25 protein-coding genes and 1 pseudogene are annotated in these 24,361 nt (G+C 62.9%); 19 read left to right on the top strand and 7 right to left on the bottom strand.

Translation table 11 applies throughout. The features are described from left to right. Positions 1–20: 20 nt before the first annotated feature. Both CHB90_RS12120 and purC read right to left on the bottom strand, forming a co-directional pair. Complete coding sequence (locus CHB90_RS12120; protein ID WP_170941052.1) at positions 21–2,624, bottom strand: trypsin-like peptidase domain-containing protein; 2,604 nt, start codon at positions 2,622–2,624, stop codon at positions 21–23. A gap of 242 nt (positions 2,625–2,866) precedes the next feature. Further along, entirely contained in the window at positions 2,867–3,628 is a 762-nt protein-coding gene (purC, locus tag CHB90_RS12115) for a phosphoribosylaminoimidazolesuccinocarboxamide synthase (protein WP_089278130.1), read from the bottom strand. Between the two features lie 225 nt (positions 3,629–3,853). On the opposite strand from purC, the gene CHB90_RS12110 reads away from it, so the two are divergent. From CHB90_RS12110 to CHB90_RS12065, 10 genes are all read left to right on the top strand, one after another. Next, on the top strand, positions 3,854–4,168 hold the full coding sequence (locus CHB90_RS12110; RefSeq protein ID WP_089278129.1) for a DUF1476 domain-containing protein: 315 nt from the start codon (positions 3,854–3,856) through the stop codon (positions 4,166–4,168). 358 nt (positions 4,169–4,526) lie between these two features. Continuing rightward, positions 4,527–5,390 (top strand): DMT family transporter, encoded by an 864-nt coding sequence (locus CHB90_RS12105; protein WP_089278128.1) that lies wholly within the window; start codon positions 4,527–4,529, stop codon positions 5,388–5,390. Between the two features lie 172 nt (positions 5,391–5,562). Continuing rightward, positions 5,563–6,843, top strand: a complete 1,281-nt coding sequence (locus CHB90_RS12100) for an outer membrane protein transport protein (protein WP_089278127.1) — start codon at positions 5,563–5,565, stop codon at positions 6,841–6,843. Between the two features lie 128 nt (positions 6,844–6,971). Further along, a complete protein-coding gene (locus CHB90_RS12095) occupies positions 6,972–7,877 on the top strand; it encodes a DMT family transporter (protein WP_089278126.1) in 906 nt (301 codons plus the stop codon). Positions 7,878–7,934: 57 nt separating this feature from the next. Further along, the gene (locus tag CHB90_RS12090) at positions 7,935–8,792 is read left to right on the top strand and encodes an ATPase (protein ID WP_089278125.1); all 858 of its coding nucleotides are present in this window, start codon (positions 7,935–7,937) and stop codon (positions 8,790–8,792) included. A gap of 80 nt (positions 8,793–8,872) precedes the next feature. Beyond that, the gene (locus CHB90_RS12085) at positions 8,873–9,799 is read left to right on the top strand and encodes a homoserine O-succinyltransferase (RefSeq protein WP_089278124.1); all 927 of its coding nucleotides are present in this window, start codon (positions 8,873–8,875) and stop codon (positions 9,797–9,799) included. A gap of 34 nt (positions 9,800–9,833) precedes the next feature. After that, entirely contained in the window at positions 9,834–10,793 is a 960-nt protein-coding gene (locus CHB90_RS12080) for an alpha/beta fold hydrolase (RefSeq protein ID WP_089278150.1), read from the top strand. Between the two features lie 77 nt (positions 10,794–10,870). After that, positions 10,871–11,740: a polyphosphate kinase 2 gene (gene ppk2, locus CHB90_RS12075; protein ID WP_089278123.1), complete on the top strand. Its 870-nt coding sequence runs from the start codon at positions 10,871–10,873 to the stop codon at positions 11,738–11,740. A 19-nt stretch (positions 11,741–11,759) separates the two neighbouring features. Next, complete coding sequence (locus tag CHB90_RS12070) at positions 11,760–12,380, top strand: TetR/AcrR family transcriptional regulator (RefSeq protein ID WP_089278122.1); 621 nt, start codon at positions 11,760–11,762, stop codon at positions 12,378–12,380. A gap of 59 nt (positions 12,381–12,439) precedes the next feature. Beyond that, a complete protein-coding gene (locus CHB90_RS12065) occupies positions 12,440–13,300 on the top strand; it encodes a hypothetical protein (RefSeq protein ID WP_089278121.1) in 861 nt (286 codons plus the stop codon). Between the two features lie 9 nt (positions 13,301–13,309). On the opposite strand, the gene CHB90_RS12060 is transcribed toward CHB90_RS12065, so the two are convergent. The 3 genes from CHB90_RS12060 to rplM all read right to left on the bottom strand — a co-directional run bounded on the left by CHB90_RS12060 (position 13,310) and on the right by rplM (position 15,435). Then, positions 13,310–14,347, bottom strand: coding sequence for a glycosyltransferase family 2 protein (locus CHB90_RS12060; RefSeq protein WP_089278120.1), 1,038 nt, complete (start codon positions 14,345–14,347; stop codon positions 13,310–13,312). A gap of 135 nt (positions 14,348–14,482) precedes the next feature. Further along, entirely contained in the window at positions 14,483–14,971 is a 489-nt protein-coding gene (rpsI, locus tag CHB90_RS12055; protein WP_089278119.1) for a 30S ribosomal protein S9, read from the bottom strand. Continuing rightward, positions 14,971–15,435: a 50S ribosomal protein L13 gene (gene rplM / locus CHB90_RS12050; RefSeq protein WP_089278118.1), complete on the bottom strand. Its 465-nt coding sequence runs from the start codon at positions 15,433–15,435 to the stop codon at positions 14,971–14,973. The genes rpsI and rplM overlap by 1 nt, the downstream gene beginning before the upstream one ends. Before the next feature lie 263 nt (positions 15,436–15,698). Between rplM and CHB90_RS12045 the strand changes: the two genes are divergently transcribed. The 5 genes from CHB90_RS12045 (at position 15,699) to CHB90_RS12025 (ending at position 19,744) form a co-directional block, all read left to right on the top strand. After that, positions 15,699–16,013 carry a hypothetical protein gene (locus CHB90_RS12045; protein ID WP_089278117.1) on the top strand — a complete coding sequence of 105 codons (315 nt, stop codon included), beginning with the start codon at positions 15,699–15,701 and terminating at the stop codon, positions 16,011–16,013. Beyond that, positions 16,010–17,056 (top strand): hypothetical protein, encoded by a 1,047-nt coding sequence (locus tag CHB90_RS12040; protein WP_141135860.1) that lies wholly within the window; start codon positions 16,010–16,012, stop codon positions 17,054–17,056. The genes CHB90_RS12045 and CHB90_RS12040 overlap by 4 nt, the downstream gene beginning before the upstream one ends. Before the next feature lie 195 nt (positions 17,057–17,251). Next, complete coding sequence (gene speD, locus CHB90_RS12035) at positions 17,252–17,773, top strand: adenosylmethionine decarboxylase (protein ID WP_089278115.1); 522 nt, start codon at positions 17,252–17,254, stop codon at positions 17,771–17,773. A 126-nt stretch (positions 17,774–17,899) separates the two neighbouring features. Further along, complete coding sequence (gene speE, locus CHB90_RS12030) at positions 17,900–18,754, top strand: polyamine aminopropyltransferase (RefSeq protein ID WP_170941051.1); 855 nt, start codon at positions 17,900–17,902, stop codon at positions 18,752–18,754. 195 nt (positions 18,755–18,949) lie between these two features. Continuing rightward, positions 18,950–19,744: a crotonase/enoyl-CoA hydratase family protein gene (locus tag CHB90_RS12025; protein ID WP_089278114.1), complete on the top strand. Its 795-nt coding sequence runs from the start codon at positions 18,950–18,952 to the stop codon at positions 19,742–19,744. Between the two features lie 6 nt (positions 19,745–19,750). On the opposite strand, the gene CHB90_RS12020 is transcribed toward CHB90_RS12025, so the two are convergent. Beyond that, positions 19,751–20,149: a PaaI family thioesterase gene (locus tag CHB90_RS12020; protein WP_089278148.1), complete on the bottom strand. Its 399-nt coding sequence runs from the start codon at positions 20,147–20,149 to the stop codon at positions 19,751–19,753. 72 nt (positions 20,150–20,221) lie between these two features. Between CHB90_RS12020 and CHB90_RS12015 the strand changes: the two are divergent. The 4 genes and pseudogenes from CHB90_RS12015 to gluQRS form a co-directional block, all read left to right on the top strand. Next, a pseudogene (locus tag CHB90_RS12015) lies at positions 20,222–21,028 on the top strand (enoyl-CoA hydratase); the annotation flags it as partial. A 70-nt stretch (positions 21,029–21,098) separates the two neighbouring features. After that, positions 21,099–22,463 carry a methylenetetrahydrofolate--tRNA-(uracil(54)-C(5))-methyltransferase (FADH(2)-oxidizing) TrmFO gene (gene trmFO, locus CHB90_RS12010; RefSeq protein WP_089278147.1) on the top strand — a complete coding sequence of 455 codons (1,365 nt, stop codon included), beginning with the start codon at positions 21,099–21,101 and terminating at the stop codon, positions 22,461–22,463. A 12-nt stretch (positions 22,464–22,475) separates the two neighbouring features. Then, on the top strand, positions 22,476–23,081 hold the full coding sequence (locus CHB90_RS12005; protein WP_089278112.1) for a class I SAM-dependent DNA methyltransferase: 606 nt from the start codon (positions 22,476–22,478) through the stop codon (positions 23,079–23,081). Beyond that, positions 23,078–23,950, top strand: a complete 873-nt coding sequence (gene gluQRS, locus CHB90_RS12000; RefSeq protein ID WP_089278111.1) for a tRNA glutamyl-Q(34) synthetase GluQRS — start codon at positions 23,078–23,080, stop codon at positions 23,948–23,950. Before CHB90_RS12005 ends, gluQRS begins: the two co-directional genes overlap by 4 nt. Before the next feature lie 9 nt (positions 23,951–23,959). Here the strand turns inward: gluQRS and hisI are convergent, their stop codons facing one another. Further along, positions 23,960–24,343 carry a phosphoribosyl-AMP cyclohydrolase gene (hisI, locus tag CHB90_RS11995; protein ID WP_089278146.1) on the bottom strand — a complete coding sequence of 128 codons (384 nt, stop codon included), beginning with the start codon at positions 24,341–24,343 and terminating at the stop codon, positions 23,960–23,962. Between the last annotated feature and the right edge of the window lie 18 nt (positions 24,344–24,361).

Genomic DNA, 24,361 nt, shown 5'->3' with positions numbered 1-24,361 from the left:
GGCCGGTCACTGTTAGTTGATCAGCGCCCCGCCGCGGCGACCAGCCGTTCCAGCGCGCGCCGCGTCGTCGGGCCAAAAGCACCGTCCACGTCGCGGTCCGTCAGATAGCCGCGCGCCACCAGTTCCTGCTGGATGGCTCGCGTCGTCCCTCCCGGCAGCTTGTGCAGTTGCGTGATCGGATGCGCATAGCCATCGGCGATCGACTCGACCAGCAGCGCGCCCGCGCGGGCATGATCCACCCGCACTGCCCGGCCCAGACTATAATACACCCCCAGTGAGAATTTGCCCTGCGGATAGCCCGCATTGGTCGTCTCTTGGTACAGCGCGAGAGCCTTGTCATAGTCCTGACGAACACCCAGGCCGCTGTTATAGACCACGCCCAGCGAATAGCGCGCCGGGATGAACCCGTTCATGCGCGGATCTTGCAGGATGCGCAGCGCCTCGTTGTAGCGTTTGCGGTCGATCAGCGCGCGCGCCATCCCGTAGTGGACCGCCGGGTCGTCGCTGACCTTGCGCGCCGCGCTACAGGCCAGTTCCGCCGCGCCAACATTGAAATCCTCACGCGACACCCCGGCGATGCCGTCGACCGCGAACATCGGCATCGCGACCTCCAGACAGCGGGTCACGATGGCCGGACGCGCGGTGGTGGACTCCACCGTTGCCCGCAGCGCCGCGACCTTGACCTCGGTTTCGGCGAATTGCTCGCGCGCGCTGGCGGTGCGGGCTGCGATCTGCCCCAGCCAATCCGCTGACAGGTCGGCGTTGCCTTCGATCCGCAACAGCGCTGATCTCACGTCGGCCTCACTCTTGGAGTCCGGCAGCGTGGCCAGCGTGGTCGTGATCGTATCGGTAAAGCGCTGCATGCCGTCGACACGGCTTTTCATGCGCCGAGCCTCTCCTGACAGTCCACGCGCCAGCGCCTCCCACAGGGCGGCGATGTCAGCGCTGGCCGGGCCAGAGTCCCGGTTGGCCGCCTTTGCCTGCGCATAGGCGTCGCGGATCAGGACCTCATGGACGGCATAGTGCTCCAGCGCCTCGATCCCGGCCTTGCGGGTCGCTGACAGTTGGGTCAGCGCCGATGGCAGTGCCTGCTGGATCGCCCGGCGCAAGGCGAAGGCCGGCGACGCATCGCCCTGATCCTTGACCGCGTCCTGCAACAGCACGATCACGGTTGCCTCTCCTTCGGTAAAGAGCTTGTCGATGACACTCTTGCGCGCCGAGACAAAGGCCAACCGCTCCCGGCTGGACTCTGCCAGGGTTGACGCGCGTTTGGTGGCCGCGTCCACCTCGGCCTGCGTAGTCGCGCCGCGCAGCGTGTCTAACAGCCGGTCCATGTCGGCCAGCAGGGGCGGCATCGCGTCTGCCCGGTCCGTGGCCTGGGTCAGGGATGCCTCGATCTGGTCCGCAACCCCGCGCCAAAGCCCGGCCACCTCGGCGCTGCCCGGCTTGGCAGAGGCCTCTGCATCCCCTGCCCGCGCCCGCGCGCGGGTCAACGTGCCTTGCAGGCTGCGCACCGCGCGATCCGCAGCGGCACCCTCTTTGGACATTTCGGCGCGCTGCCGTTCTGCAGTCTCCAGCCCCTTGGCGATCTCGGTCTTGAGACGCTCATCGGCGGGGTCAGGTCCCTCGACGGGCGGCGTGACCACAACATCCGTCTTGCAGGACCGTTCGGCCAGACCGCGCACCAGCGGGGCCAGAACGTGATCGCCGCATTGATCGAGGAAGGTCTGATAGCCGATGCAGCCATGTTGCTCTGCCGCACCCCACAGCACCTCACAGGCGCCTTGGGCGACCGGCGGCGGCGCAATCGGTCCCACAGGCGCTGCGGCCTTGAGGATCTTGCTTTCGGCCAGAATGCGTTTCATGGGGATGGCAAAGTTGAACCCGGTGCGGCTGTCACCCGCATGGTGCAGTGCCACAACCTGCCGGTCGGAGATGCGAAACACCGGAGAGCCCGAGTTGCCGCCCAGCGTATCGCAGCTGTGCACCACCTTGCCCTCTGTCGAAACCGGCGGATCGGCGGCGGCACAGCCCTCACGGCTGATGTGCTGCGCCTGCCCCTGCGGATGGCCGATGATCCAGAGAAATTCCGAGCTTTCGGGGTCGGCATCGGCCAGTTCGACCTTGCCATAGCGGGCCGAGGGATCGCCAAAGACGCGCAGGACCGAATAATCCAGCGGCGCGCTGGTCTCCAACGCCTGAAGCTGGACCTGGAACTTTTCCGCGCTGTCGGGATGGGCGGCATCGACATAACCCGCCACGAATTGCGCCGCCTGCACACCGGGATCGCCGACGCCGGGAATACAGTGGTTGTTGGTCACAAGGTGTTCGTTGTCGACGATGAAGGCGGTGCAATAGCCGGTCTTGCCATTGCCATAGAGCACATCCAGCCGCCCGACCGGGCGGCCAAGTCGGCGCGCGATGCTCTTTTCGCCGTAGGAGATGACGGGTTCGTTCTGGTAGTCGCCAAACGCCTGTTCCAGCACAAATCCGGTGCCAGCGGACTGTCGTTTGGCGACGACGATCTTGCCAAAGTCGGATGGGTCAAATTCGACCGGCTGCGCCTGCAGCGGCGCGGCAAAGAGTGCCAATGTCAGCGAAGTCACAAGAGATCGGCGCATCATGGCAATCGCTCCGGGTAAAGGGCTTTGCCCGAGCTTACCCTTTCGGTTGCCCCTACGCCAAGTCCGGAATCCATGCCCTGTCTTTGGCAGGCACCCTGCAAGGCGTCCCGGAGACGGACGCATCAGGTCACGATGGCCCCTTGTCGGCGGCTTTGGCGGGGCGCACCAGTGGCGGCGCACCCTTGGCTGCCCCCAGCGCGGGGCAGCGCAGGCGGGGCGTCACGCGTCGCCCCGTCCCGGTATCAGTTGATCAGCTTGGGCTTTGCCATATGCGTGGCCTGTTTGGGCATCACACCCAGACGGCGCGCGACCTCTGTATAGGCATCCGCAAGGCTGCCAAGGTCATGGCGGAACACGTCCTTGTCCAGCTTCTGGCCGGTCTCGATGTCCCACAACCGGCAGCTGTCGGGAGAGATCTCATCCGCCACGATCAAACGCTGATAGTCGCCGTCATAGACCCGGCCGACCTCGATCTTGAAGTCGACAAGGCGGATGCCGACACCGTACATCAGCCCGGACAGGTAATCGTTGACCCGCAGCGCCAGCGCCACGATGTCATCCATGTCCTGCTGGCTGGCCCAGCCGAACGCGCCGATGTGTTCCTCGGTGACCAGCGGATCGCCCAGCTTGTCGTCCTTGTAGCAGTATTCGACGATCGGGCGCGGCAGGGCGGTGCCCTCTTCGATGCCCAGACGCTTGGACAGCGATCCGGCGGCATAGTTGCGCACGATGATTTCCAGCGGGATGATCTCACAGGCGCGGACCAGCTGTTCGCGCATGTTCAGCCGTTTGATGAAATGCGTCGGCACGCCGATGCCGTTCAGGCCTACCATGAAATATTCGCTCAGGCGGTTGTTCAGAACGCCTTTGCCCTCGATCACGTCCTTTTTCTCGGCGTTGAAGGCGGTCGCGTCATCCTTGAAGTACTGCACGATTGTGCCCGGCTCGGGGCCTTCGTAAAGGATCTTTGCCTTGCCTTCGTAGATTTTTTTGCGCCGTGCCATGAGGGCCCTTTCCGGGGAAACAACGAAACCGCGCCGAAGCGCGGTGAGCGATGCCATAAGCCATGGGCGGCGCGGCTGCAAGGGACAGCCCGTCGCGTGGCGCGGCAGGGCGTGGTTGTGCATCGGAAAAGGATTCGATGCCGCAGGTCGGCAGCACAGCCTTGCGAAGTGGCGTCCGGGGCGGCATACCATGCTCAAACCCATTTTCCCGAGGGAGCGAGAGCAATGACCACCTTCGATGACCGCGAAAACGCGTTCGAGAACAAATATGCCCATGACGAGGAAATGAAATTCCGCGCCGAGGCCCGCGCCAACAAGCTGCTGGGCCTCTGGGCCGCCGAACTTCTGGGCAAGACCGGCGATGACGCCAGCAGCTATGCCATCGAGGTCGTCAAGGCGGACTTCGAGGAAGCCGGCCATGAGGACGTGGTGCGCAAGGTTGTGGGTGACCTGGGCGACAAGGCCACGGCGGACGAGATCCGATCCAAGCGCGCCGGTCTGCTGATTCTCGCCAAAGAGCAGATCATGAAAGAGGTCTGACCTGCCCGCCTTCGCACCAAGGACAAGGTCGGGCCCCTGTGGTCGGCCTTTTCATGGCGGTTTCTTTCATGCCTCAAGGCGGCTCCCCGACTCCCACACGGTATTCGGGGCGCGCATGGTTTAAGGGGGGCCAGGGGTTGCGAACCGCGCTCGCCCTTGGCCATGCGCGGTCCCCGCGCCCCATCCCACGCCCGGACGCAACCGACCGGGCCTTTATTGTTCTTCGGGCTTTTTTCTTGGTGACAAATACTCCGGGGGGACGCCCGCAGGGCGGCGGGGGCAGCACCCCATTTCCGACACTGGACATTCGCAAGGCGCTCTGAACAGATGCGCGGCGGAACGGACAGGACCAAATCCCATGCATGACACCCTGCGCGGCTGCCTCTGGATGACGGGCGCCATCGCATCCTTTTCCGTGATGGCCATTGCTGGCCGGGCGGTCAGTCTGGATCTCGACACCTTCGAGATCATGCTGTTCCGTTCGATCATCGGGATTGCCATCGTGGTCAGCGTCGCGGGACTGGCGGGACGGCTGGGCGACATCACGCGCCGCCGCATGGGCATGCATCTAGTCCGCAACATCTTTCACTTTTCGGGGCAGAACCTGTGGTTCTACTCGATCACCGCCATCCCTCTGGCGCAGGTCTTTGCGCTGGAATTCACCTCGCCGTTCTGGGTCATGGTGCTCAGCGCGCTCATCCTCTCGGAACGGCTGACACCCAACCGTGTTGCCGCCGCGATCGTCGGGTTCATCGGCATCCTGATCGTCACGCGACCCTCGCCCGAAACCGCGGATATCGGCCAGTTGACCGCAGCCCTTGCCGCCATCGGATTTGCCGGGTCGGCGGTGTTTACCCGGCTACTGACACGCACCGAAAAGATCACCTGCATCCTGTTCTGGCTGACGGTGACGCAGGCGCTGTTCGGCCTGATCTGTGCCGGGATCGACGGCGACATTGCCGTGCCTTCGGCCGCCAGCATGCCCTGGGTGGCGCTGATCGCCTTTGCCGGACTGGTGGCGCATTTCTGCCTGACGACAGCCCTGTCTCTGGCACCAGCCACGGTGGTCATGCCGATAGATTTTGCCCGCTTGCCGGTGATCGCGCTGGTTGGCGTGGCGCTTTACGCAGAGCCGCTGGACCCGCTGGTTCTGGTCGGGGCGCTGGTGATCTTTGGCGCCAATTACGCCAATATCTGGTTCGAAACCCGTAAACGCGCCTGATCCCAAAAGGTTAACGCGCCCCGACCCTATCCTTTTGACCTGTTACAAAAACGTGACGCTACGTTGCGGGCGCATTGGCTGACGCCCCGTCAAAGATTGACCCATTCCCAACTTGCCCAGTAGCGTTTCTGGCAGGAGACGCCCCGCACTCAGGGGATGAGGGATAAAAAAAATGAAAAACATGTTTGTGGGGGCCAGCGTGCTGGCCTTGACCACCGGGTCGGCCTTTGCCGCCGGACTTGATCGCTCGGGTCAGAGCGCATCGTCCATTTTCGCCGCAGACGGCACTGCCGCGCTGACCTTTGGGCTGGTGACGCCCTCTGTGACCGGCACCGATGCCGGCGGGGCCAGCTATGATGTCGCCAAGCGCTATTCGCAGACCGGCCTGACATTCACCAAATCGGTCAATGAGCGTTTCAACTGGTCGATCATCGCAGACAAGCCCTACGGCGTCGATGTCGACTACAACGCCGATCCGCTGACCTCGGCGCTGGGGGGCACCAAGGCAGATCTCAACAGCAACGCGCTGACCATCGTCGGCCGCTATAAGGTCACCGACCGCATCAGCGTCTTTGGCGGCATCGGCGCACAGAGCATTGACGCCGAGGTCTCGCTGAACGGCCAGTCCTACGCCGGCGCCATCGCCACGGCAGGCGTCGCCGCAACGGTTCCGGGCCTTGATTCCGCACTGCTGGGCGCGGCCCTGCGGGGCGATGTCGCCGCCGCAACCGCGATCGACACCACCTATGGCGCAGGCACCACCGCGGCCCTGGGCGGCGCGGTTGCCGGGGTCGTGGGCGGGTTCAACGCCACCGGCGGCTATGCTTTCCGGATGAAAGAGTCGACCAGCCCGAACTACCTGATCGGTGCGGCCTATGAGATCCCCGATATTGCCCTGCGCATCGCGGGCACATACCGGTTCGAATCCAAGCACAGCGCAACCATCAGCGAGGATCTGCTGGGCACGACCTTTGACAGCACCACGCCGGGCTATGACGATCAGATCAGCTATGTCTCCCCGCAAAGCTTTAACCTGGAACTGCAAACCGGGGTCGCGCCGGGCACGCTGGTCACGGCATCCTATCGCTGGACAGAGTTTTCGGCTGTGGACATCATACCGACCCGTCTGGGCAGTGACCTTGTGAACCTTGACGATGCGCACCGCTTTACTCTGGGTGTCGCCAAGCGGTTCAATGATCGTTTCGCCGGATCGGTGACGCTCAGCTATGAGCCCCCCACCGGCAACAACACGGTTTCGCCGCTGGGCCCGACAGACGGTCTCAAAGGGATCTCCTTTGGTGGCCAGTTCACCGATGGCCCGATCAAGATCTCCGGCGGGATCAACTATTCCTGGCTGGGCGATGCGGACGCCGGTGTGGCGGGGATCAAAGCGGCTGAGTTCCGCGACAACCATGCCGTCGGCATCGGCTTCAAGGCTGAAATGACTTTCTGATACGCTGCCTTTGGGCATCTCGACAGGGCCGCGCCCGGGACCGCAAGGTTCCGGGCGTTTCTCTGTCGGCGCATTGAAACAGCATTATCCGGATCGCCAGACATGCCCGCACCGGCTACCCGTTTTTCATGACACAGACATCCCTTTCCCCCCGCGCCTGGATCGAGCTGATCCTGCTCAGCCTGATCTGGGGCGGGTCGTTTCTGGCGATCCGCACCGCTCTGGATGAGATCGGCCCGCTGACCTCTGTCCTGTTCCGCACCGGCATTGCCGCCGCCGTCCTCTGGCCGGTGATCCTGCTGCGCGGCATTCCCTTGCCCAAGGGGCGGCGGGTCTGGATCGGGTTGTTCGGGATGGGACTGCTGAACAACGCCATCCCGTTTTCGCTGATGGCCTGGGGGCAGTTGCATATCCCCACGGGCCTGACCTCTATCCTGAATGCAACAACGGCGATCTTCGGGGTTGTGGTGGCGGCGATGGTCTTTGCGGATGAGCGCCTGAGCGCGCGCAAGGCGCTGGGTGTGGGGCTGGGCTTTGCCGGGGTTGTGACGGCAATTGGTCCGTCCGCCCTGCTCACTCTGGACCTGACCTCTACCGCGCAACTGGCTGTTATCGCGGGCACATTCTCATATGCCTGTGCGGGCGCCTGGGCGCGGGTCCGGCTGGGTGGTCTGGCCCCATTGGCGGCGGCCGCCGGGATGCTGACCTGTTCCACCGCGATCATGCTGCCGCTGACGCTGATGGCCGAGGGCGTGCCGTCGCTGGCGCTTGCCCCGGCCACATGGGCGGGCATTCTCTACTATGCGCTGGTCGCCACGGCGCTGGCCTATCTGCTGTATTACCGCGTGCTGGCGATGGCGGGATCCGGCAACCTGTTGCTGGTCACGCTGCTGATCCCGCCCACAGCGATCTTTCTGGGCGCGGCGGTGCGGGGCGAAGACCTGCACGCCGGAGCCTATGCGGGACTGGCGCTGCTGGCACTGGGCCTCAGCGTGCTGGACGGTCGGCTGTACACGCGCAAGGTCAGGGTTTGACGGCACCCGTCGCGGCGATTACTCCGTGCTGAAACCTCTGTCAGCGAAAGACCTGCGATGCTGTATCCCAATGCCCGCGCCTGGCGCGATGCGCCGCAAAAGCGCGTGGTCCTGTTTGCCATGTCGGGCCTGGGCAAGACCCATGTGTCCAACCTGCTGCGCGGTGCGGGCGGCTGGTTTCACTATTCGATCGATTACCGCATCGGCACCCGCTACATGGGCGAATACATCGTCGACAATGCCAAGCGGCACGCGATGCAGGTGCCGTTCCTGCGCGATCTGCTGATGACGGATTCGATCTACATTGGGTCCAACATCTCGTTCCACAACCTGACTCCGGTCTCGACCTACCTGGGCAAACCGGGCGACCCGGACAAGGGCGGTCTGCCGATGGACGAATATCGCCGTCGTCAGGCCCAGTTCGAGCGCGCGGAACGGCAGGCGCTGCTGGATACCGAATACTTTGTCTCGCGGGCCGAAGACCTGTACGGCTATCCGCATTTCATCTGCGACACCGGCGGCAGCATCTGTGAATGGGTCGACCCCGACGACCCGCAGGACGAGATCCTGACCGCGCTCAGCCAGCAGGCGCTGATGGTCTGGGTGCGCGGCACCGAGGCGCACACCGACGAACTGATCCGCCGGTTTGACAAGGCGCCGAAACCGATGGCCTATCGCCCGGACTTTCTGGCCGCCGGATGGGCTGAATACCTGGCCGAGACCGGATTGACCGAGGACAAGGTCAACCCGGACGCCTTTATCCGCTGGACCTATGCCCGCGCCTTGGCCCACCGCCAGCCGCTGTACGAAGGCATGGCGCAGAAATGGGGTGTCACGGTCGAGGCAGAGGACATGGCCCGCGTGCAAAGCGAGGCGGATTTCACCGACCTGATCGCGGGCGCGTTGCCGGGCTGAACCGCATGATGCCCCGGCGCACCTTGCCCCCGCGCCACCGATCCCCTATCTGAATGCCTCTTCGCAACAGGACCCCTGACATGCCCATCAAGCTGCCCTCCGATCTGCCCGCCTTTGACGTGCTCACGCGTGAGGGTGTCATGGTCATGGCCGAAGAGCACGCCGCCCGTCAGGATATCCGCCCGCTGCGCATCGCGTTGCTGAACCTGATGCCCAAGAAGATCCAGACAGAAAACCAGTTCTGCCGGTTGATCGGGGCGACGCCGCTACAGATCGAACTGTCACTGATCCGGATGAGCGAGCATCAGGCCAAGAACACCGCCGCCGAACACATGGAAAACTTTTACCGCCCGTTTTCGGACGTGGTCGAGAGCGGTGAGAAATTTGACGGGCTGATCATCACCGGCGCGCCCATCGAGCATCTGCCGTTCGAGGACGTCACCTATTGGGATGAACTGACCCAGGTCTTTGACTGGACACAGACCCATGTGCATTCCACCTTTGGCGTCTGCTGGGGCGGGATGGCGATGATCAACCATTTCCACGGCGTCCGGAAACACCTGCTAAAGGCCAAGGCCTTTGGCGCGGTGCGGCACCAGAACCTTGCGCCTGCCTCACCCTATCTGCGCGGTTTCTCCGATGACATGGTGATCCCGGTGTCACGCTGGACCGAAATCCACCGCGATGAGGTGATTGCCGCCGGTCTGCCGATCCTGATCGATTCCACCGACACCGGCCCCTGCCTGATCCAGGACCCGTGCCACCGCGCGCTCTATATCTTCAACCACCTGGAATACGACAGCGGCACGCTCAAGGAAGAATATGACCGCGACATAGAGAGCGGCACAAAGATCAACGTGCCGGCCAACTACTATCCGGACGACAACCCGGCCCTGCCGCCGCAGAACCGCTGGCGCAGCCACGCGCACCTGCTTTACGGCAATTGGATCAACGAGATCTACCAGTCGACCCCTTTTGAGCTATCCTCCATCGGGACGGCCCGCTGAAGGGCAGACGGACGGGGCAAACACGGTGCTGCGCATGATCGGAACGCTTCTTATCGCGTCGCTGCTGGGCGGCGGCGCTCTGGTGCATTGGCGCGCAGGCACGCGCGAGGCTGCGGCGCTGGACCGCTGGCCCGCCGTGGGGGCCTTTGTGACGGTGGACGGCGCGCCCATCCACTATATCCAGACCGGCAGCGGCCCGGATGTGGTGCTGTTGCACGGGGCCAGCGGCAACCTGCGCGATTTCACATTCGACCTGGTGGACAAGCTGGCGCAGAACTACCGCGTGACGGTGTTTGACTGGCCCGGACTGGGCCATAGCGGGCGGCGCGCAGAGCATCGCGGCGCGTTCAACACCGATGCGGAAACGCCGCAGGATCAGGCCGCCTTGCTGGCTTCGGCGGCGGCGCAACTGGACGTCCGCACCCCGATTGTCGTCGGTCATTCCTTTGGCGGCGCGGTGGCGATGGCCTGGGGACTGGACCAGGACGCGGCAGCCATCGTCACGCTGGGCGGCGCAATCATGCCCTGGCCCGGCAAGCTGGATTTCCAGTATCGGCTGCTGGGCAATGCGGTGGGTGGCGCGCTGGCCGCACCGTTCGTCACCGCCCTTGTCGATCCGATGCGCACCCGCGACGCGGTCGAGGGCATCTTTGCCCCGCAATCCATGCCCGACGGCTATCTGACCCACGTCGGCCCCGGTCTCAGCCTGCAACGGCATGTGATCCGCGCCAACGGGCGGCAGGTCCATCACCTGCGCCCTGCCCTGACAGAGATGTCCGCGCGCTATGCGACCCTGAGCCTGCCGGTCGAATTGTTGCACGGCACGGCCGACACGACCGTGGGCTACGACATTCACGCCGTGGCTGCCGCACAACTGCTGCCAGATGCCCGCCTGACCGCGCTGGAGGACGTCGGCCACATGCCACAGCACGCCCGCCCCGGCGCGGTGATAGAGGCCATTCACCGCGCCGCCACCCGCGCCGGGTTGCGCTGAACGACCGATCCCGAAGCGTTTGCGTTAATCCGCTTAACATTCCATAATGCCGGTCACTTAGACGGACGGAGGCCCGCATGACGCTCCCTTTCGACGGCGCGATTTCCAATTTCTATCAGAACGACGCGCCCAAAGCGGTGCGTGAGGCGATCACTCGCGCTGACAAGGACGACATTATCGACACCGGCTATCCCTATTCCGAAGGCATGAAGAGAAAGACCTACGAAAAGGAAATGGAGCGTCTGCAAATTGAGCTGGTCAAGATGCAGGCCTGGGCCAAGGAATCCGGCGAACGGGTCGCACTGGTGTTCGAAGGCCGCGATGCCGCCGGCAAAGGCGGCACGATCAAACGATTCCGGATGAACCTCAACCCGCGCGGCGCGCGGGTGGTGGCACTGGGCAAACCGAATGACCGCGAAGCGACGCAATGGTATTTTCAACGCTATGTCGACCACCTGCCCGCCGCCGGTGAAATCGTGTTCTTTGACCGCTCGTGGTACAATCGCGGCGTCGTCGAACATGTTTTTGGGTTTTGCGACAATGCGCACCGCGAACATTTCTTCAACCAGGTGCCTGACTTTGAAAAGATGTTGGTGAACGAGGGTATTCACCTGTTCAAGTTCTGGCTGAACGTCGGCCGCGCGGAACAGTTGCGGCGGTTTCTCAAACGCGAAAGCGATCCGCTGAAACAGTGGAAGCTTAGCCACATCGATGTCGAGGGCCTGGCCCTGTGGGATTCCTATTCCATCGCCATTCAAGAGACGCTGGCCCGCAGCCACACCGCTGTTGCGCCCTGGACGGTGATCCGGTCCGACGACAAGAAACGCGCGCGCCTTGCCGCCATCCGACACATGCTGACCCATCTCGACTATGCCCGCAAAGATCCCAAGGCCATTGGCACCGTGGACGCCAAAATCCTGGGCGGACCGGAGATCTGGGCAGCCTGAGGGCCGCCCGCGTGCGCAGATGATCAAGAAACGCGGTTATCATCACGGCAATCTGCGCCAAGCCCTGGTCGAGGCCGCGCTGAAGCTGATCGAGGAAAAAGGCCCGACCGGCTTTACCCTGTCGGAGGCGGCCAAACAGGCGGGCGTGACCCCCGCCGCCGTCTACCGGCATTTTTCCGGCCGTGAGGATCTGATCGCCGAGGCCGCGCTGCAAGGCTATGAGATCTTCGCCGATGTCATGGAATACGCCTATGAAAAGGGCCAGCCGTCCGATCTGGCCGCGTTCGAGGCAACCGGCCGCGCCTATCTGGCCTTTGCGCGCAAGTATCCGGGCCATTACATCGCGATGTTCGAATCCGGTATCTCGGTGAACCATTCCTCTGAATTGGCCGCCGTGTCCGCGCGGGCGCGCGGTGTGCTGGAAAAGGCCGCCGAACGGCTCTCACAGCATATCCCGCCGGAGAAACGGCCCCCGCCCGCGATGTTTTCCGCCCATATCTGGGCCTTGTCGCATGGCGTGGTCGAACTGTTCGCCCGCAACTCTCCGGGCAGCCAGGCGCCCTTCCCGCCAGAGGATCTGCTGGAAACCGGGATCGGCGTCTACCTGCGCGGACTGGGCCTGCTGCCTGCGGACAAATGAGCCGCGACCGGCGCGTCCCGATGGGCTAGAACCCATCTGACAAAGACGATGGAGCGACAATGACCAAGACCTTCTTTCTGGGCCTGGGCGGACAGAAATGCGGATCGTCCTGGATACAGGCCTATCTGGCGCGCCAACCGGGGTCCGATTTCGGGCGGCTGGGCGAATATCAGACCTGGGAACACCGGCTTGGCGGCGTCTTTGCGCGTTACCGCGCCGCCGAACCCTCCTTGCTGGGCAAACTGCGCGCCCGGACCAAGGTGGCGCTCGGCGCGCCCGAACCCGCCGCCCACCTCCGTTGGCGGCTGCAACACTCCGAGGACGCCTATTTCGAGTATTTTGCAGACCTTCTGAAACAACCCGGCGTGACCCGCACCGGCGACATCACCCCGTCCTATTCGGCTTTGCCCTCCCAGATCCTGGGCCAAATCCGCGACGGGTTCGCGGCGCGGAACATCACCGTCAAGGTCTTGTTCTCGATGAGGGATCCGGTGGACCGCCTGCGTTCTCACCTGCGCATGGAAATGGAAAAGGGGCGCCACCCGCAAAGCGCCGAAAACGACGCTCCGCTGACCGATTTCTTCGCCACCCCAGAGGCCGAGGCGCGGTCACGCTACGATCTGACTCTAGATGCCATCGAAGCGGTCTTTGCCCCCGAAGACTGCTTTGTGACCACGTTCGAGACCCTGTTCACCGCCAATGGCATCGCCGACCTGGCCCGCTTTGCCGGCGTACCGATAGATCCGCAGGCGGGCATGCGGTCGGTCAACAGCCGCGCCAAGGGCGCTGGCGTCTCCGAAACCCTAGAGGCGGACATCGCGCGCCATTACGCGCCCGTCTATAGAGCCGTGGCCCGTCGCCTGCCCCAAATTGCCGAGACCTGGCCCTCGGCGCGTTTCGCGCTCCCTCGCACGACCTGAGACCTGCGCCTACCAGCGCATGAGCCCGCAGTCGATCAACTGCTGCGCGCCCTCATAAGCCACGGAATTTTCATCCAGAAACCCGTGTTCCACGCCACGCATCTTGTCAAGCAACTCGGCGTAATAGCGGTACTTCGCGGCGGCATTGGCATGGGCCCCCCATTCCGTCGCCCGCGCGATTTTGTCCGCAAACTGCGCGGTAAAGACAAAATGCGCCACAGTCAGCAAGACCTCGGAGGACGGCGGCAGATTGCCATAGTGCGATCCCGTTAACCGACTTTGCGCATCGCGGCGCACCAAGGGCGTCTTGTGCCGCGGCGATTTCTGAAACTCTTGCGCCTTTTTGTCCTTCGAGGACATCCAGACCCGCTGCCAGCCGCGCCGAATGACTTTAGGTTTGACGTCAAACGCATTGAAAAGGCGTGCAGTTTTTGACTTTCCCATCAGGGCTGGCTGCGCGCCAACCTGCAAATCCACCAGTCTCTCACACTGGAAATAGGGATAGGCCGCCATCAAATCCGCAAAACCCTGCGGCAAGGCCCCCTCCAATCCCGATGCCGAGGCCGGAAAAAACTCCACGACCGAGGCCACGGCAGAGGGCGCACCCTCATCCGCCAGCCGTGCCACCACCTCACCAATCGACACCACCCCCGGCGGCAGGATCAGGAACTCATCCGCATCCACATAGCCGACAAACACGCCGTCAAAAAACAGATGCGGCAGCGCGATCTTGAAATAGGTTCCGGCCCGCTCCTCCCGCTCGACCCCGTCAGGATCGCGATACCGCAGCAGCGCGCCGAAACTCAAATCAGAGTGCATGACCACCACATCCGCCTGCGCCGAAAGATATTCGAACGATCCATCGTCCGAAGAATCGTCCCAAATCAGGAACTGCTCAAACCCGATCGCGCGGTGATGCGCCAACCAGGCCGGCAAGAACCCCATTTCATTCTTCATGGTGGAAAACAGCGTCAGCCGGCCCGAGTCCACGTCCCCCGACACCACACGCGCCAACCGCCCCGCATCCTCAATCCCGACGGTATCCATCACGCCCCCAGTTTCTTCTGTCTTCAAATATCCCGGGGGGCTTGCCGCAGGCAAGCGGGGGCAGCGCCCCCCACAAAACAAAAAAGAAGGGGCCCCAAAGGGCCCCTGCAATTGGATTGTCCGAAACGAAACGGTTTAGCGCTTCGAGAACTGGAAAGACCGACGCGCCTTGCGCTTACCGAACTTCTTGCGTTCCACAACACGGCTGTCGCGGGTCAGGAAGCCTGCCGCTTTCAGCGCCCCGCGCAGGCTGGGGTTGTACAGCTGCAGGGCCTTGGAAATACCATGCTTGACCGCACCGGCCTGACCGGTCAGGCCACCACCCTTGACGGTTGCCATGACGTCGAATTCACCTTCGACACCGGCCACCTGCATCGGCTGGCGCAGGATCAGCTGCAGAACCGGACGCGCAAAATACTTGTCCATTTCCTTGCCGTTCACCACAACCTTGCCGGAGCCCGGCTTGATCCAGACGCGGGCAACCGCGTCCTTCCGCTTGCCAGTGGCATAGGACCGGCCCAGTTCGTCACGAACCGGCTCACGCGGGGCCTCTTCGAGGACAACCGCGGCATCGACGCCTGCTGCGGCGCCCAGCTCTTCGAGAGAGTTGATCTGATCAGCCATTATTTCGATACCCGGGTGTTCTTGGAGTTCTTTGATTTCACGTCCAGAACTTCGGGGTTCTGGGCATCGTGCGGATGCTCGGCGCTGGCGTAGATGCGCAGGTTGGTCAGCACCTGGCGCGACAGGCGGTTGCCCGGCAGCATGCGCTTGACGGCCTGATAGACCACGCGCTCAGGGTGGGCCCCCTCAAGGATCTGTGCCTTGGTGCGCGATTTGATCCCGCCGGGGTGTCCGGTGTGCCAGTAGAAGTTTTCTTCGCGCTTCTTGCCGGTCAGCTGGATCTTGTCCGCGTTCACGATGATGACATTGTCACCCATGTCCATGTGAGGCGTGAAAGACGGCTTGTGCTTGCCGCGCAGGCGCATGGCGACGATCGATGCGAGACGACCCAGAACGATGCCTTCGGCGTCGATCACGATCCATTTCTTGTCGATGTCTGCCGGAGTCGCAGAGTAGGTTTTCATGACGATTCTTGTCCGTTCGATTGAGAAGGGCCAAGGCATCCGCCCCGGCCCGAAATCCGATTGCGCTGTTATACGCAGGCGATTTTTCCAGTCAAGCGCACAACACTTGATTTTTATGTCTAAAATCAACGTGTTAAAATAAAGGTATCTAAATACCCCACAAAATGACCCTCGACACACCGGTTTACAGAGGGTCCCGCCCTACTTGCGCCCCCGACATACCACAGGCATGAACCGGATACACGCGATCCAAGGTCCCTGACATGTTTCCCCTCGGCCCCCTTCTTGCCGGTCTTGTGCTGTTTGTGAGCGCCACCGCCTTTGGCGCGGGCGTGATGCGCAAGCTGGTGCAGGTTCATGAGGCCCGGCATGAGCTGAAGCGCGGCTCGGCTGGGTTCCTGCGCACCGTGGCGGGCTGGTCGATGATCGGTTTCTGGGCAATGGCGACATGGTTTGTTGCCACCATCATCGGGGATTGGGGGGTTTCGGGTGACCTGGGCGGCGCGGTGGCGCGGTCCTGGCTGCGGCTGGAAATCCTGCTGCATATCGCCAGCGCCCTCGCGGAGGCGGATTCATGAGCACGCCACAGACGGACCAGTCCGAGCTGAGCTGCCCGTCCTGTGGTGGCCAATGCGTGTACGACCCGAACGTGCAAATGCTGACATGTACCAGTTGCGGCACCACCCAGGGACTGGAAAGCCCGTGGGACAGTGCCGCCAGCGCCGAGACCGACTACCGCGCCGACACGCCGGAAACCCTGCCGCCGGATCTGCCCGACATGCGCGCCCACAGCTGCGAAACCTGCGGTGGCGAAGTGGTCTTTACCGGGGCATCGCTGTCAGACCGCTGTCCCTATTGCGACGGCGCCGTGGTGCTGTCGACAACCGATCACGGCTATCGCACCACGGCGTTGATCCCGTTCCGGGTGGCCGAGCAAGCGGCCCAGACTCATGCGCTGGACTGGGTCAGGGGCCGGATCGCGGCCCCCAGCGGCCTGTCCGAAACGGTGGAAAAAGGCCGTGTTGCCGGTCTTTACGCGCCGTTCTGGACATTCGACAGCCAAGAAGCCGTCGACTACTGGGCCAGCTACACCACCGGCAGCGGCAAGAACCGAACCAAGCGGCGCACCAGTGGCCAGATGAAGATCGGCTTTGACGACCTGCTGATGCCCGCCAGTCCCCATGTCACGCCGTTGATCCGGGATGGCATCCTGCACCAGTTCGACCCGCGCCGACTGCGGCCCTACCGCGCCGGGTATCTGGCCGGGTTCGCCGCCGAGCGGCATCATCAAAGTGTGGCGCAGGGACTGGGGGCCAACGAGGCCGACAAGCGCCTGCTGATCCGCAACCGCATCAAGGCCAACATCGGCAAAAGCGGCGTGTCGGACATCATCTTCAACACCGACACCACCGGTATCCGTTATCGCCGCATCCTGTTGCCGGTCTGGATCCTGCACTATCGTTGGAAGGACCAACCGATGAAGGTGGTTGTGTCCGGTCTGGATGGGCGCACCTTCGGCGAACGGCCCTTTTGCCCGCGCAAGCTGACGTACTATGCGGCGGCGGTCAGCCTTGCGGTCATTGCCTTTGGCTTGCTCTGGGGGGCGGGTGCGGCGCCGTGACAGCGTGGACCGTCACAAAACTTTCTTTGCACATGCAGAAAAAGGGGGTTGATCGACTCACGGGGCGGTCTTAGGTGAGCCTCACTTTCGGAACCGATCCCAACCCGGACGCCCAGCCATATGCTGGGCATTTGTGTCTTCGGGGGGCGCTAAGGGACCGACTGGAACGCACTACTGGATTGAAGGAGGAATGTCATGAAAGACATCACCCTCTTCCAACTGGGGTACGGTCTGGAGACAGGCGCCCATGAGGAAGACACCGACCGGGGTCTGACCCCCGCAAACGATTCCGCTTTCCCGCGCGACGTGTTCGATGCGGACAGAGAGGATCATTTTATCCGTCGCGACGGCAACGTCTTTGCCGGAACCCACCTGATCATCGAGGTGGTCGACGGGCATGGACTGGACGATGAGGCCCGCATCCAGCAGGCTTTTCGCGACTGCGTAGACACCTGCGGTGCAACCCTGCTGCACATCCACACGCACAAGTTCAGCCCCCAGGGCGTGAGCGGCGTGGCCGTGCTGGCCGAAAGCCACATCTCGGTCCACACATGGCCGGAAATCGGCTACGGTGCCTTTGACGTCTTCATGTGCGGCGACGCGCAACCGTGGAAGGCCGTCGACGTTCTGGCCCGCGCCTTCGGCACCGCCGATGTGCGCGTCAAGGAATTGCTGCGTGGCGAGGGCGTGGTGTCCGAGGCCGGCGTCGCCGCCTGATCCCGCACCCGATTGCGTGACCCCGTACAGGTCAAAGGGCGGCCTTTGCCGCCCTTTTTCATGCCCAACAGTTTTGAGATCCCAGAGCGCCCGCACCCCGCGCCCGGGACCCGCAGGAGACCGAAGATGACCGACATGCCCAACTGGATGCGCGAACAACTGCATGACCACTACGCGCAAAGCCTGACCGTCGACAAACTGCTGTACGACAGTGAGACCGACCACCAGCGCCTGCGCGTGTTCGAGAATGGCACCTTCGGCCGTGTCCTGACGCTGGACGACGTGATCCAGACCACCGAGGGCGACAATTTCATCTATCACGAAATGCTGACCCATGTGCCGATCCTCGCCCACGGCGCGGCGAAACGCGTCTGCATCGTCGGCGGCGGCGACGGCGGCATGGCGCGCGAAGTGCTGAAACACGCATCGGTCGACCATGTGACCATGGTCGAGATCGACGCCGGAGTGGTGGACTTCTCAAAGGAATACCTGCCGATGCTGTCGCAAGGCGCCTTTGACGACCCGCGTCTGGATCTGGTGATCGCCGATGGTGCCGCGTTCATGAAAACCACCCAAGGCGGCTATGACGTCATCATCGTCGACAGCACTGACCCGGTTGGTCCGGGTGAAGTGCTGTTTACCGACACCTTTTATGGTCACGCCAAACGCGCGCTGACGCCGGGCGGCATCCTTGTCACCCAGAACGGCGTGCCGTTCCTGCAGGGCGACGAGCTGACCAACACCATGCGCGCTTTTCAGGCGCTTTTCGACGACGCCACCTGTTATATGGCCACCGTGCCCAGCTATGCGGGCGGGCCGATGGCCTTTGGCTGGGGCACCGATGGCGATGCGCGGGCGGTGCCGCTGGAAGTGTTGCAAGAGCGTTTCGCCAAGGCCGGGATCCTGCCCGATTATTATACGCCCGAAGTGCACAAGGCGGCCTTTGCCCTGCCCGGCTACGTGCTGAAACTGATGCCATGACAGATGGGGGCTCTGCCCCCGTCTCCCTTCGGTCGCCCCCCCCCGGGATATTTCCGGCCAGAAGAAGCCGAAGCCTTGCGCTTCTTCTTTGCCAAAATACCCAAAATACAACTGCGCAAACCACGCAACGTCACGGCTATGCGGGCAGGCGGTGTCAACCCTATGCTCCTTGCCAGAGCCTGAGGGAGCCCATTCATGTCCAATTCCGTCATTGTCACCCGCGACGGTCCCGTCGCCGAGGTCGTCCTCAACCGTCCCGAGAAACACAACGCCGTTGATCTGTCGGTCTTTGAGGGGTTGGCGCGCGCAGGCGAAGATCTGAAACGGGCCGAGGGGTTGCGCGCGGTGATCCTGCGCGGCGAAGGCCCGAACTTCTGTTCTGGCATCGACACATCGCTGTTTACCGCCAACCCCGACCCCAAGGCCCTGATCGGCAAGATCCTCGAGCTTTCCGAGGGTGAGAGCGCCAACATGTTCCAGAAGCCCTGCACCGTCTGGCAGGAGCTGGAAGTGCCGGTGATCGCCGCCCTGACCGGCGTCAACTATGGGGCCGGATTGCAGATCGCTCTGGGGGCTGACATCCGGCTGGCCGCGTCCGACACGCGCCTGTCGGTGATGGAGATCACCTGGGGATTGATCCCCGACATGGGGATCACCACCACCCTGCTCCGACTCATGCGCGCCGATCAGGCCAAGGAGCTGATCTTTACCGGGCGTATTGTCGAGGCGGTGGAGGCGGCGGCACTGGGTCTTGTGACCCGCTTGTGCGCCGACCCGCTGGCCGAGGCGCGGGCGATGGCGCAGACCATCGCCGCCAAGAACCCCGATGCCATCCGCCGCGACAAGCGGCTGGTTGATGAGGCTTGGCACATGGACCGCGCGGCCGCGCTGCGGCTGGAGGCAGTGTTGCAGTCAGAGGTCATCGGCCAACCCAACCAGCTGGAGGCGGTTTTTGCCCGTATCCAGAAGCGCGCGCCGAATTTCAGGTAAGGTGCCCTATGTACGCGCGGGCGGGATCGAATAGGTCAGCGAGGCATGGGCCACCGGCAGGGTCGTGCCCTCGCTGAACAGCAGCACATCCGTCACCGACAGGGCGCGGCCCAGTTTCAGCACGCGCGCCTCGGCCAACAGGTCGACGCCGGACACCGGCTTGCGCATGAAATCGATCGAGCAATGGGTCGTCACCGCCAGCGCTTGTTTGCCGACAAATCCCATCGTTGCCACATAGGCCGCGACATCGGCCAGAGAGAACATCGCCGGGCCGGACACCGTGCCGCCGGGCCGCAGGTGCTTGTCATCGTTGAACAATCGCATCACCAGCAGCGACTCGTCCATCCGGTCGATCCCGAACATCCCCCGAACCTGGGGGAACACCTCATCCAGGAATCCGGTCATTTCTTCGCGGCTGATCTTGAGTTCCACGCGCTTTCCTCCTCTGTTGCGCGCAGCTAATCTGCCCCGAACAAGGAGGACAAGATGGAAATCCTGGAACGTCGCGACGCGGGCGGCATCGCCTATCTGCATATGAACGCACCGGAGCGACTGAATGCGCTCTCGGATGAAATGCTCGCCGCCCTTCAGGCGCAGATCGACGCGTTGTCAGAGGACCGCGAGACGCGGGTTGTTGTGATTTCTGGCGCGGGCAAGGCGTTTTGCGCCGGCCACGACCTGAAACAGATGCAGGCCGGACGACAGGCCGAGGACGCGGGTCGCGCCTATTTTGCCGATCTGTTCGGGCGCTGCGCCAGCGTCATGTCCGGACTGACCCGCCTGCCCCAGCCGGTGATTGCGCAGGTCCATGGCATCGCCACGGCGGCGGGCTGCCAGATGGTCGCCTCGTGCGATCTGGCGGTTGCGGCGGAGGGTACGCGCTTTGGGGTCAACGGCGTGAACATCGGGCTTTTCTGTTCGACGCCGATGGTGGCGCTGTCGCGCAATATCCCGCGCAAGAAGGCGTTCGAGATGCTGACCACGGGCCGCTTCCTGTCGACTGAAGAGGCAGAGCGCGTCGGGTTGATCAACAAGGCGGTGCCGCACGACCAGTTGGAGACTGCGACGCAGGAGTTGGCGCAGGTTTTGGCGGGCAAACTGACGGCGGCGGTCAAGATCGGCAAGAGCGCCTTTTACGACCAGATCACCATGGGGCTGGACGAGGCCTATACCTTTGCCAGCGAGGTGATGGTCGAGAACATGCTGTGGCGCGACACTGATGAGGGCATCTCTGCGTTTCTGGAAAAGCGTGCGCCGGATTGGACCGCCAAGACCGGCGACTGATCCGCCCCCGGTCCTGATCAAATCGCAGCGCGGGCTTGGCTTTGCCCGCGGGCTCGCCTAGATGCGGATCATGACAGAGAGATTGCATATCGTCGGCGGCGGCATGGCCGGATCCGAGGCGGCCTGGCAGGCTGCGAACATGGGCGTGCAGGTGGTCCTGCACGAGATGCGTCCGAAGGTGAAGACCTTTGCGCATCATACTGGAAACCTTGGGGAAATGGTCTGTTCGAACTCGTTTCGCTCGGACGATCATGAACAAAACGCCGTGGGGTTGCTGCATTGGGAGATGTTGCAAGCCGGCGGCTTGATCATGCGCACCGCCTATGCGCGGCGCCTGCCCGCCGGTGGCGCGCTGGCGGTGGACCGCGAAGGCTTTGCCGAAAGCGTGACAGAGGCCCTGACCGCGCATCCCAACATCACGATTTCGCAAGAAGAAATCACCGAACTTCCCAGTGAAGGCCAATGGATCTTTGCCACCGGCCCGTTGACCTCAGCCGGTCTTGGCGCGGCGATCCAGCAAGAGACCGGTGCCGACCGTCTGGCCTTTTTCGACGCCATCGCGCCCATCGTCTATGCCGAAAGCATCGATATGTCCGTGGCCTGGCGGCAGTCTCGCTATGACAAGGGTGAGACCGAGGAAGAACAGAAAGCCTATCTCAACTGTCCGATGACCAAGGATGAGTACGAGGCATTCATTGACGCGCTGCTGGCCGCCGACAAGACGGAGTTTCATGAGGGCGAAACGGCGGGATACTTTGACGGCTGCCTGCCGATCGAGGTCATGGCCGAACGCGGACGTGAAACGCTGCGGTTTGGTCCGATGAAACCCATCGGGCTGACCAATCCGCACCAGCCCGAGGTCAAGGCCTATGCCGTGGTGCAGTTGCGCCGCGACAACGCGCTAGGGACGCTCTACAATATCGTCGGCTTTCAGACCAAGATGAAATATGGTGCGCAAGCTGATGTTTTCAGGATGATTCCCGGCCTTCAGGAGGCCAGTTTTGCCCGTCTTGGCGGCATCCACCGCAACACTTTTCTGAACAGTCCGACGCTGTTGGACGATCAGATGCGCCTGAAGTCCAAGCCCAATATCCGCTTTGCCGGACAGGTTACGGGGGTCGAGGGATATGTGGAGTCCTCAGCCATGGGTCTGCTGGCCGGGCGAATGGCTGCGTCGGATATCCTTGGCGTTCCAATGCCTTCGGTTCCGCAGGACAGCGCCCATGGCGCGCTGATCCTCCACATCACCGGCGGGGCCGAGGCCAAGACCTTTCAGCCGATGAACGTCAACTTTGGCCTGTTCCGTCCGCTCGAAGGGTTGCGCGGGGGGCGTAAAGGCCGTCGCGAACGCTACAAGGGGTATACCGACCGCGCCAAAGAGGTGTGGACCGACTGGCTGGCGCAACAAGGGGTTGACGGAAAGGCCGCAGAGTAGAACGCTGGTGTCATGAGCGATCCCTATTTCGATAAGGTCTACAAGGCCCGCACCGAGGACGAGACCCGCGATCTGTATGACGCATGGGCCGCGACCTATGAACAATCCGTTGAGGGCGAAGGTTATGCCACGCCAAGACGCTGCGCCGAGGCACTGCATGCCACCTTGGGGCAAGCAGAGGCGCCGGTGCTCGACTTTGGCTGTGGTACGGGCCTGTCCGGAATTGCCCTGCGGCTTGCGGGGTTTACGACACTAGACGGCGTGGATCTGTCGCCCGGAATGCTGCAACAGGCGCGCGACAAGGCCATCTATCGCACCCTGACGCCAATCCGTCCCGATGATCCCGTCCCTGCGGGCTACGCCGCCATTGCGGCAATCGGGGTGATCGGTGCCGGAGCGGCGCCACTGGCGGCGCTGGACCGTATCTTTGAGGCGCTGGCGCCGGGGGCACAATGCGTGTTTTCCTTCAACGACCACACGCTTGAAGACCCGTCCTTTGAGGCGCTGGTCAACAGCCGCATTGCCGAGGGTCTCATACGGCAACTGTTCCGTGAACATGGCGACCACCTGCCCGGAAAGAACATGAAGTCCACCGTGTACGTTATTGAAAAAGCGTGACATTCACCACAAGATTTGCGCCATCCCCCACGGGGCCGCTACACCTTGGCCACGCCTATTCCGCGCTGCTCGCGCATGACATGGCGCGTGCTGCCAATGGCCGTTTCCTGTTGCGGATCGAGGACATTGACCACACGCGATCCCGCCCGGAATGGGAACGCCAGATTTACGACGACCTCGCATGGCTTGGCTTGGCTTGGGACGCTACGCCCATGCGCCAATCCGACCGGCAGGACACCTATCGCGCAGCCCTGAACGACCTCTGGTCCCGCGGGTTGCTCTATGCGTGCTCCTGTTCGAGGCGCGATATCGCCGCTGCCGTCTCGGCCCCACAGGAAGGCGCTGAACCAGCGTTCGGGCCAGACGGTTTGATCTATCCCGGCACATGCCGTCACCGCTATCCGCGCGACAGAGATTTCCCCCCCGAGGGCATGGCCTTGCGCCTTGATATGGCGGTCGCCTTGAACGCGCTGCCGCAGCCGCTGAGCGGTTTTGCCGAGATCGGGCCGGCGGGCGTGTTACCCGGTCATCTGGTTCCGGTCCGCGCCGATAATCTGACATCAAGTGTCGGAGATATTGTATTGTCCAGAAAGGATTTTCTGGGATCATACCACCTGTCCGTCGTTCTGGACGACTCGGCGCAGGAAATCACCCATGTTATCCGGGGAAAGGACTTGTACGACGCGACCCACATTCACGTCCTGTTACAAGCGGTCCTGGGAATCCAAACGCCGGTGTACCTGCACCATCGCCTGATCCGGGATGAACAAGGCCGACGTCTTGCCAAGCGGGACGACGCCCGCGCCTTGGCCACTTACCGGGCAGAGGGCCTGACACCGCTTGATATCCGAAAGAAAATTGGCCTGTAACGCACTGGTTTAATTATCGTCCATCGGCTTCATAAGCTCGACTTCACCGCCGTCTCGCACCGCCGTGTAGAAACATGAACGCCGGTTGGTGTGACAGGCGGGACCGATCTGCCGCACCAGCGCCAACAGGCAATCCCGGTCGCAATCCACCCGGAAATCGACCAGTTCCTGCACATGCCCCGAGGTTTCGCCCTTGATCCAGAACGCCTGACGTGAGCGCGACCAATAGGTCACGCGGCCGGTGTCCAGCGTCTTGGCTACCGCCTCGGCGTTCATCCAGGCCATCATCAGCACCTCGCCGCCATCCACGTCCTGCGCGATGCAGGGGATCAGGCCGCGAACGTCATACTTTAGTGTCGAGGGGTCGAAAGCCATGGGAAAAACCTTTTGCATCAGCGGCACCGCTGCCTA

It is taken from the genome of Antarctobacter heliothermus, assembly GCF_900188425.1.
GTDB classification, from domain to species: Bacteria; Pseudomonadota; Alphaproteobacteria; order Rhodobacterales; family Rhodobacteraceae; genus Antarctobacter; species Antarctobacter heliothermus.
This window is presented reverse-complemented; position numbering and strand designations above follow the sequence as displayed.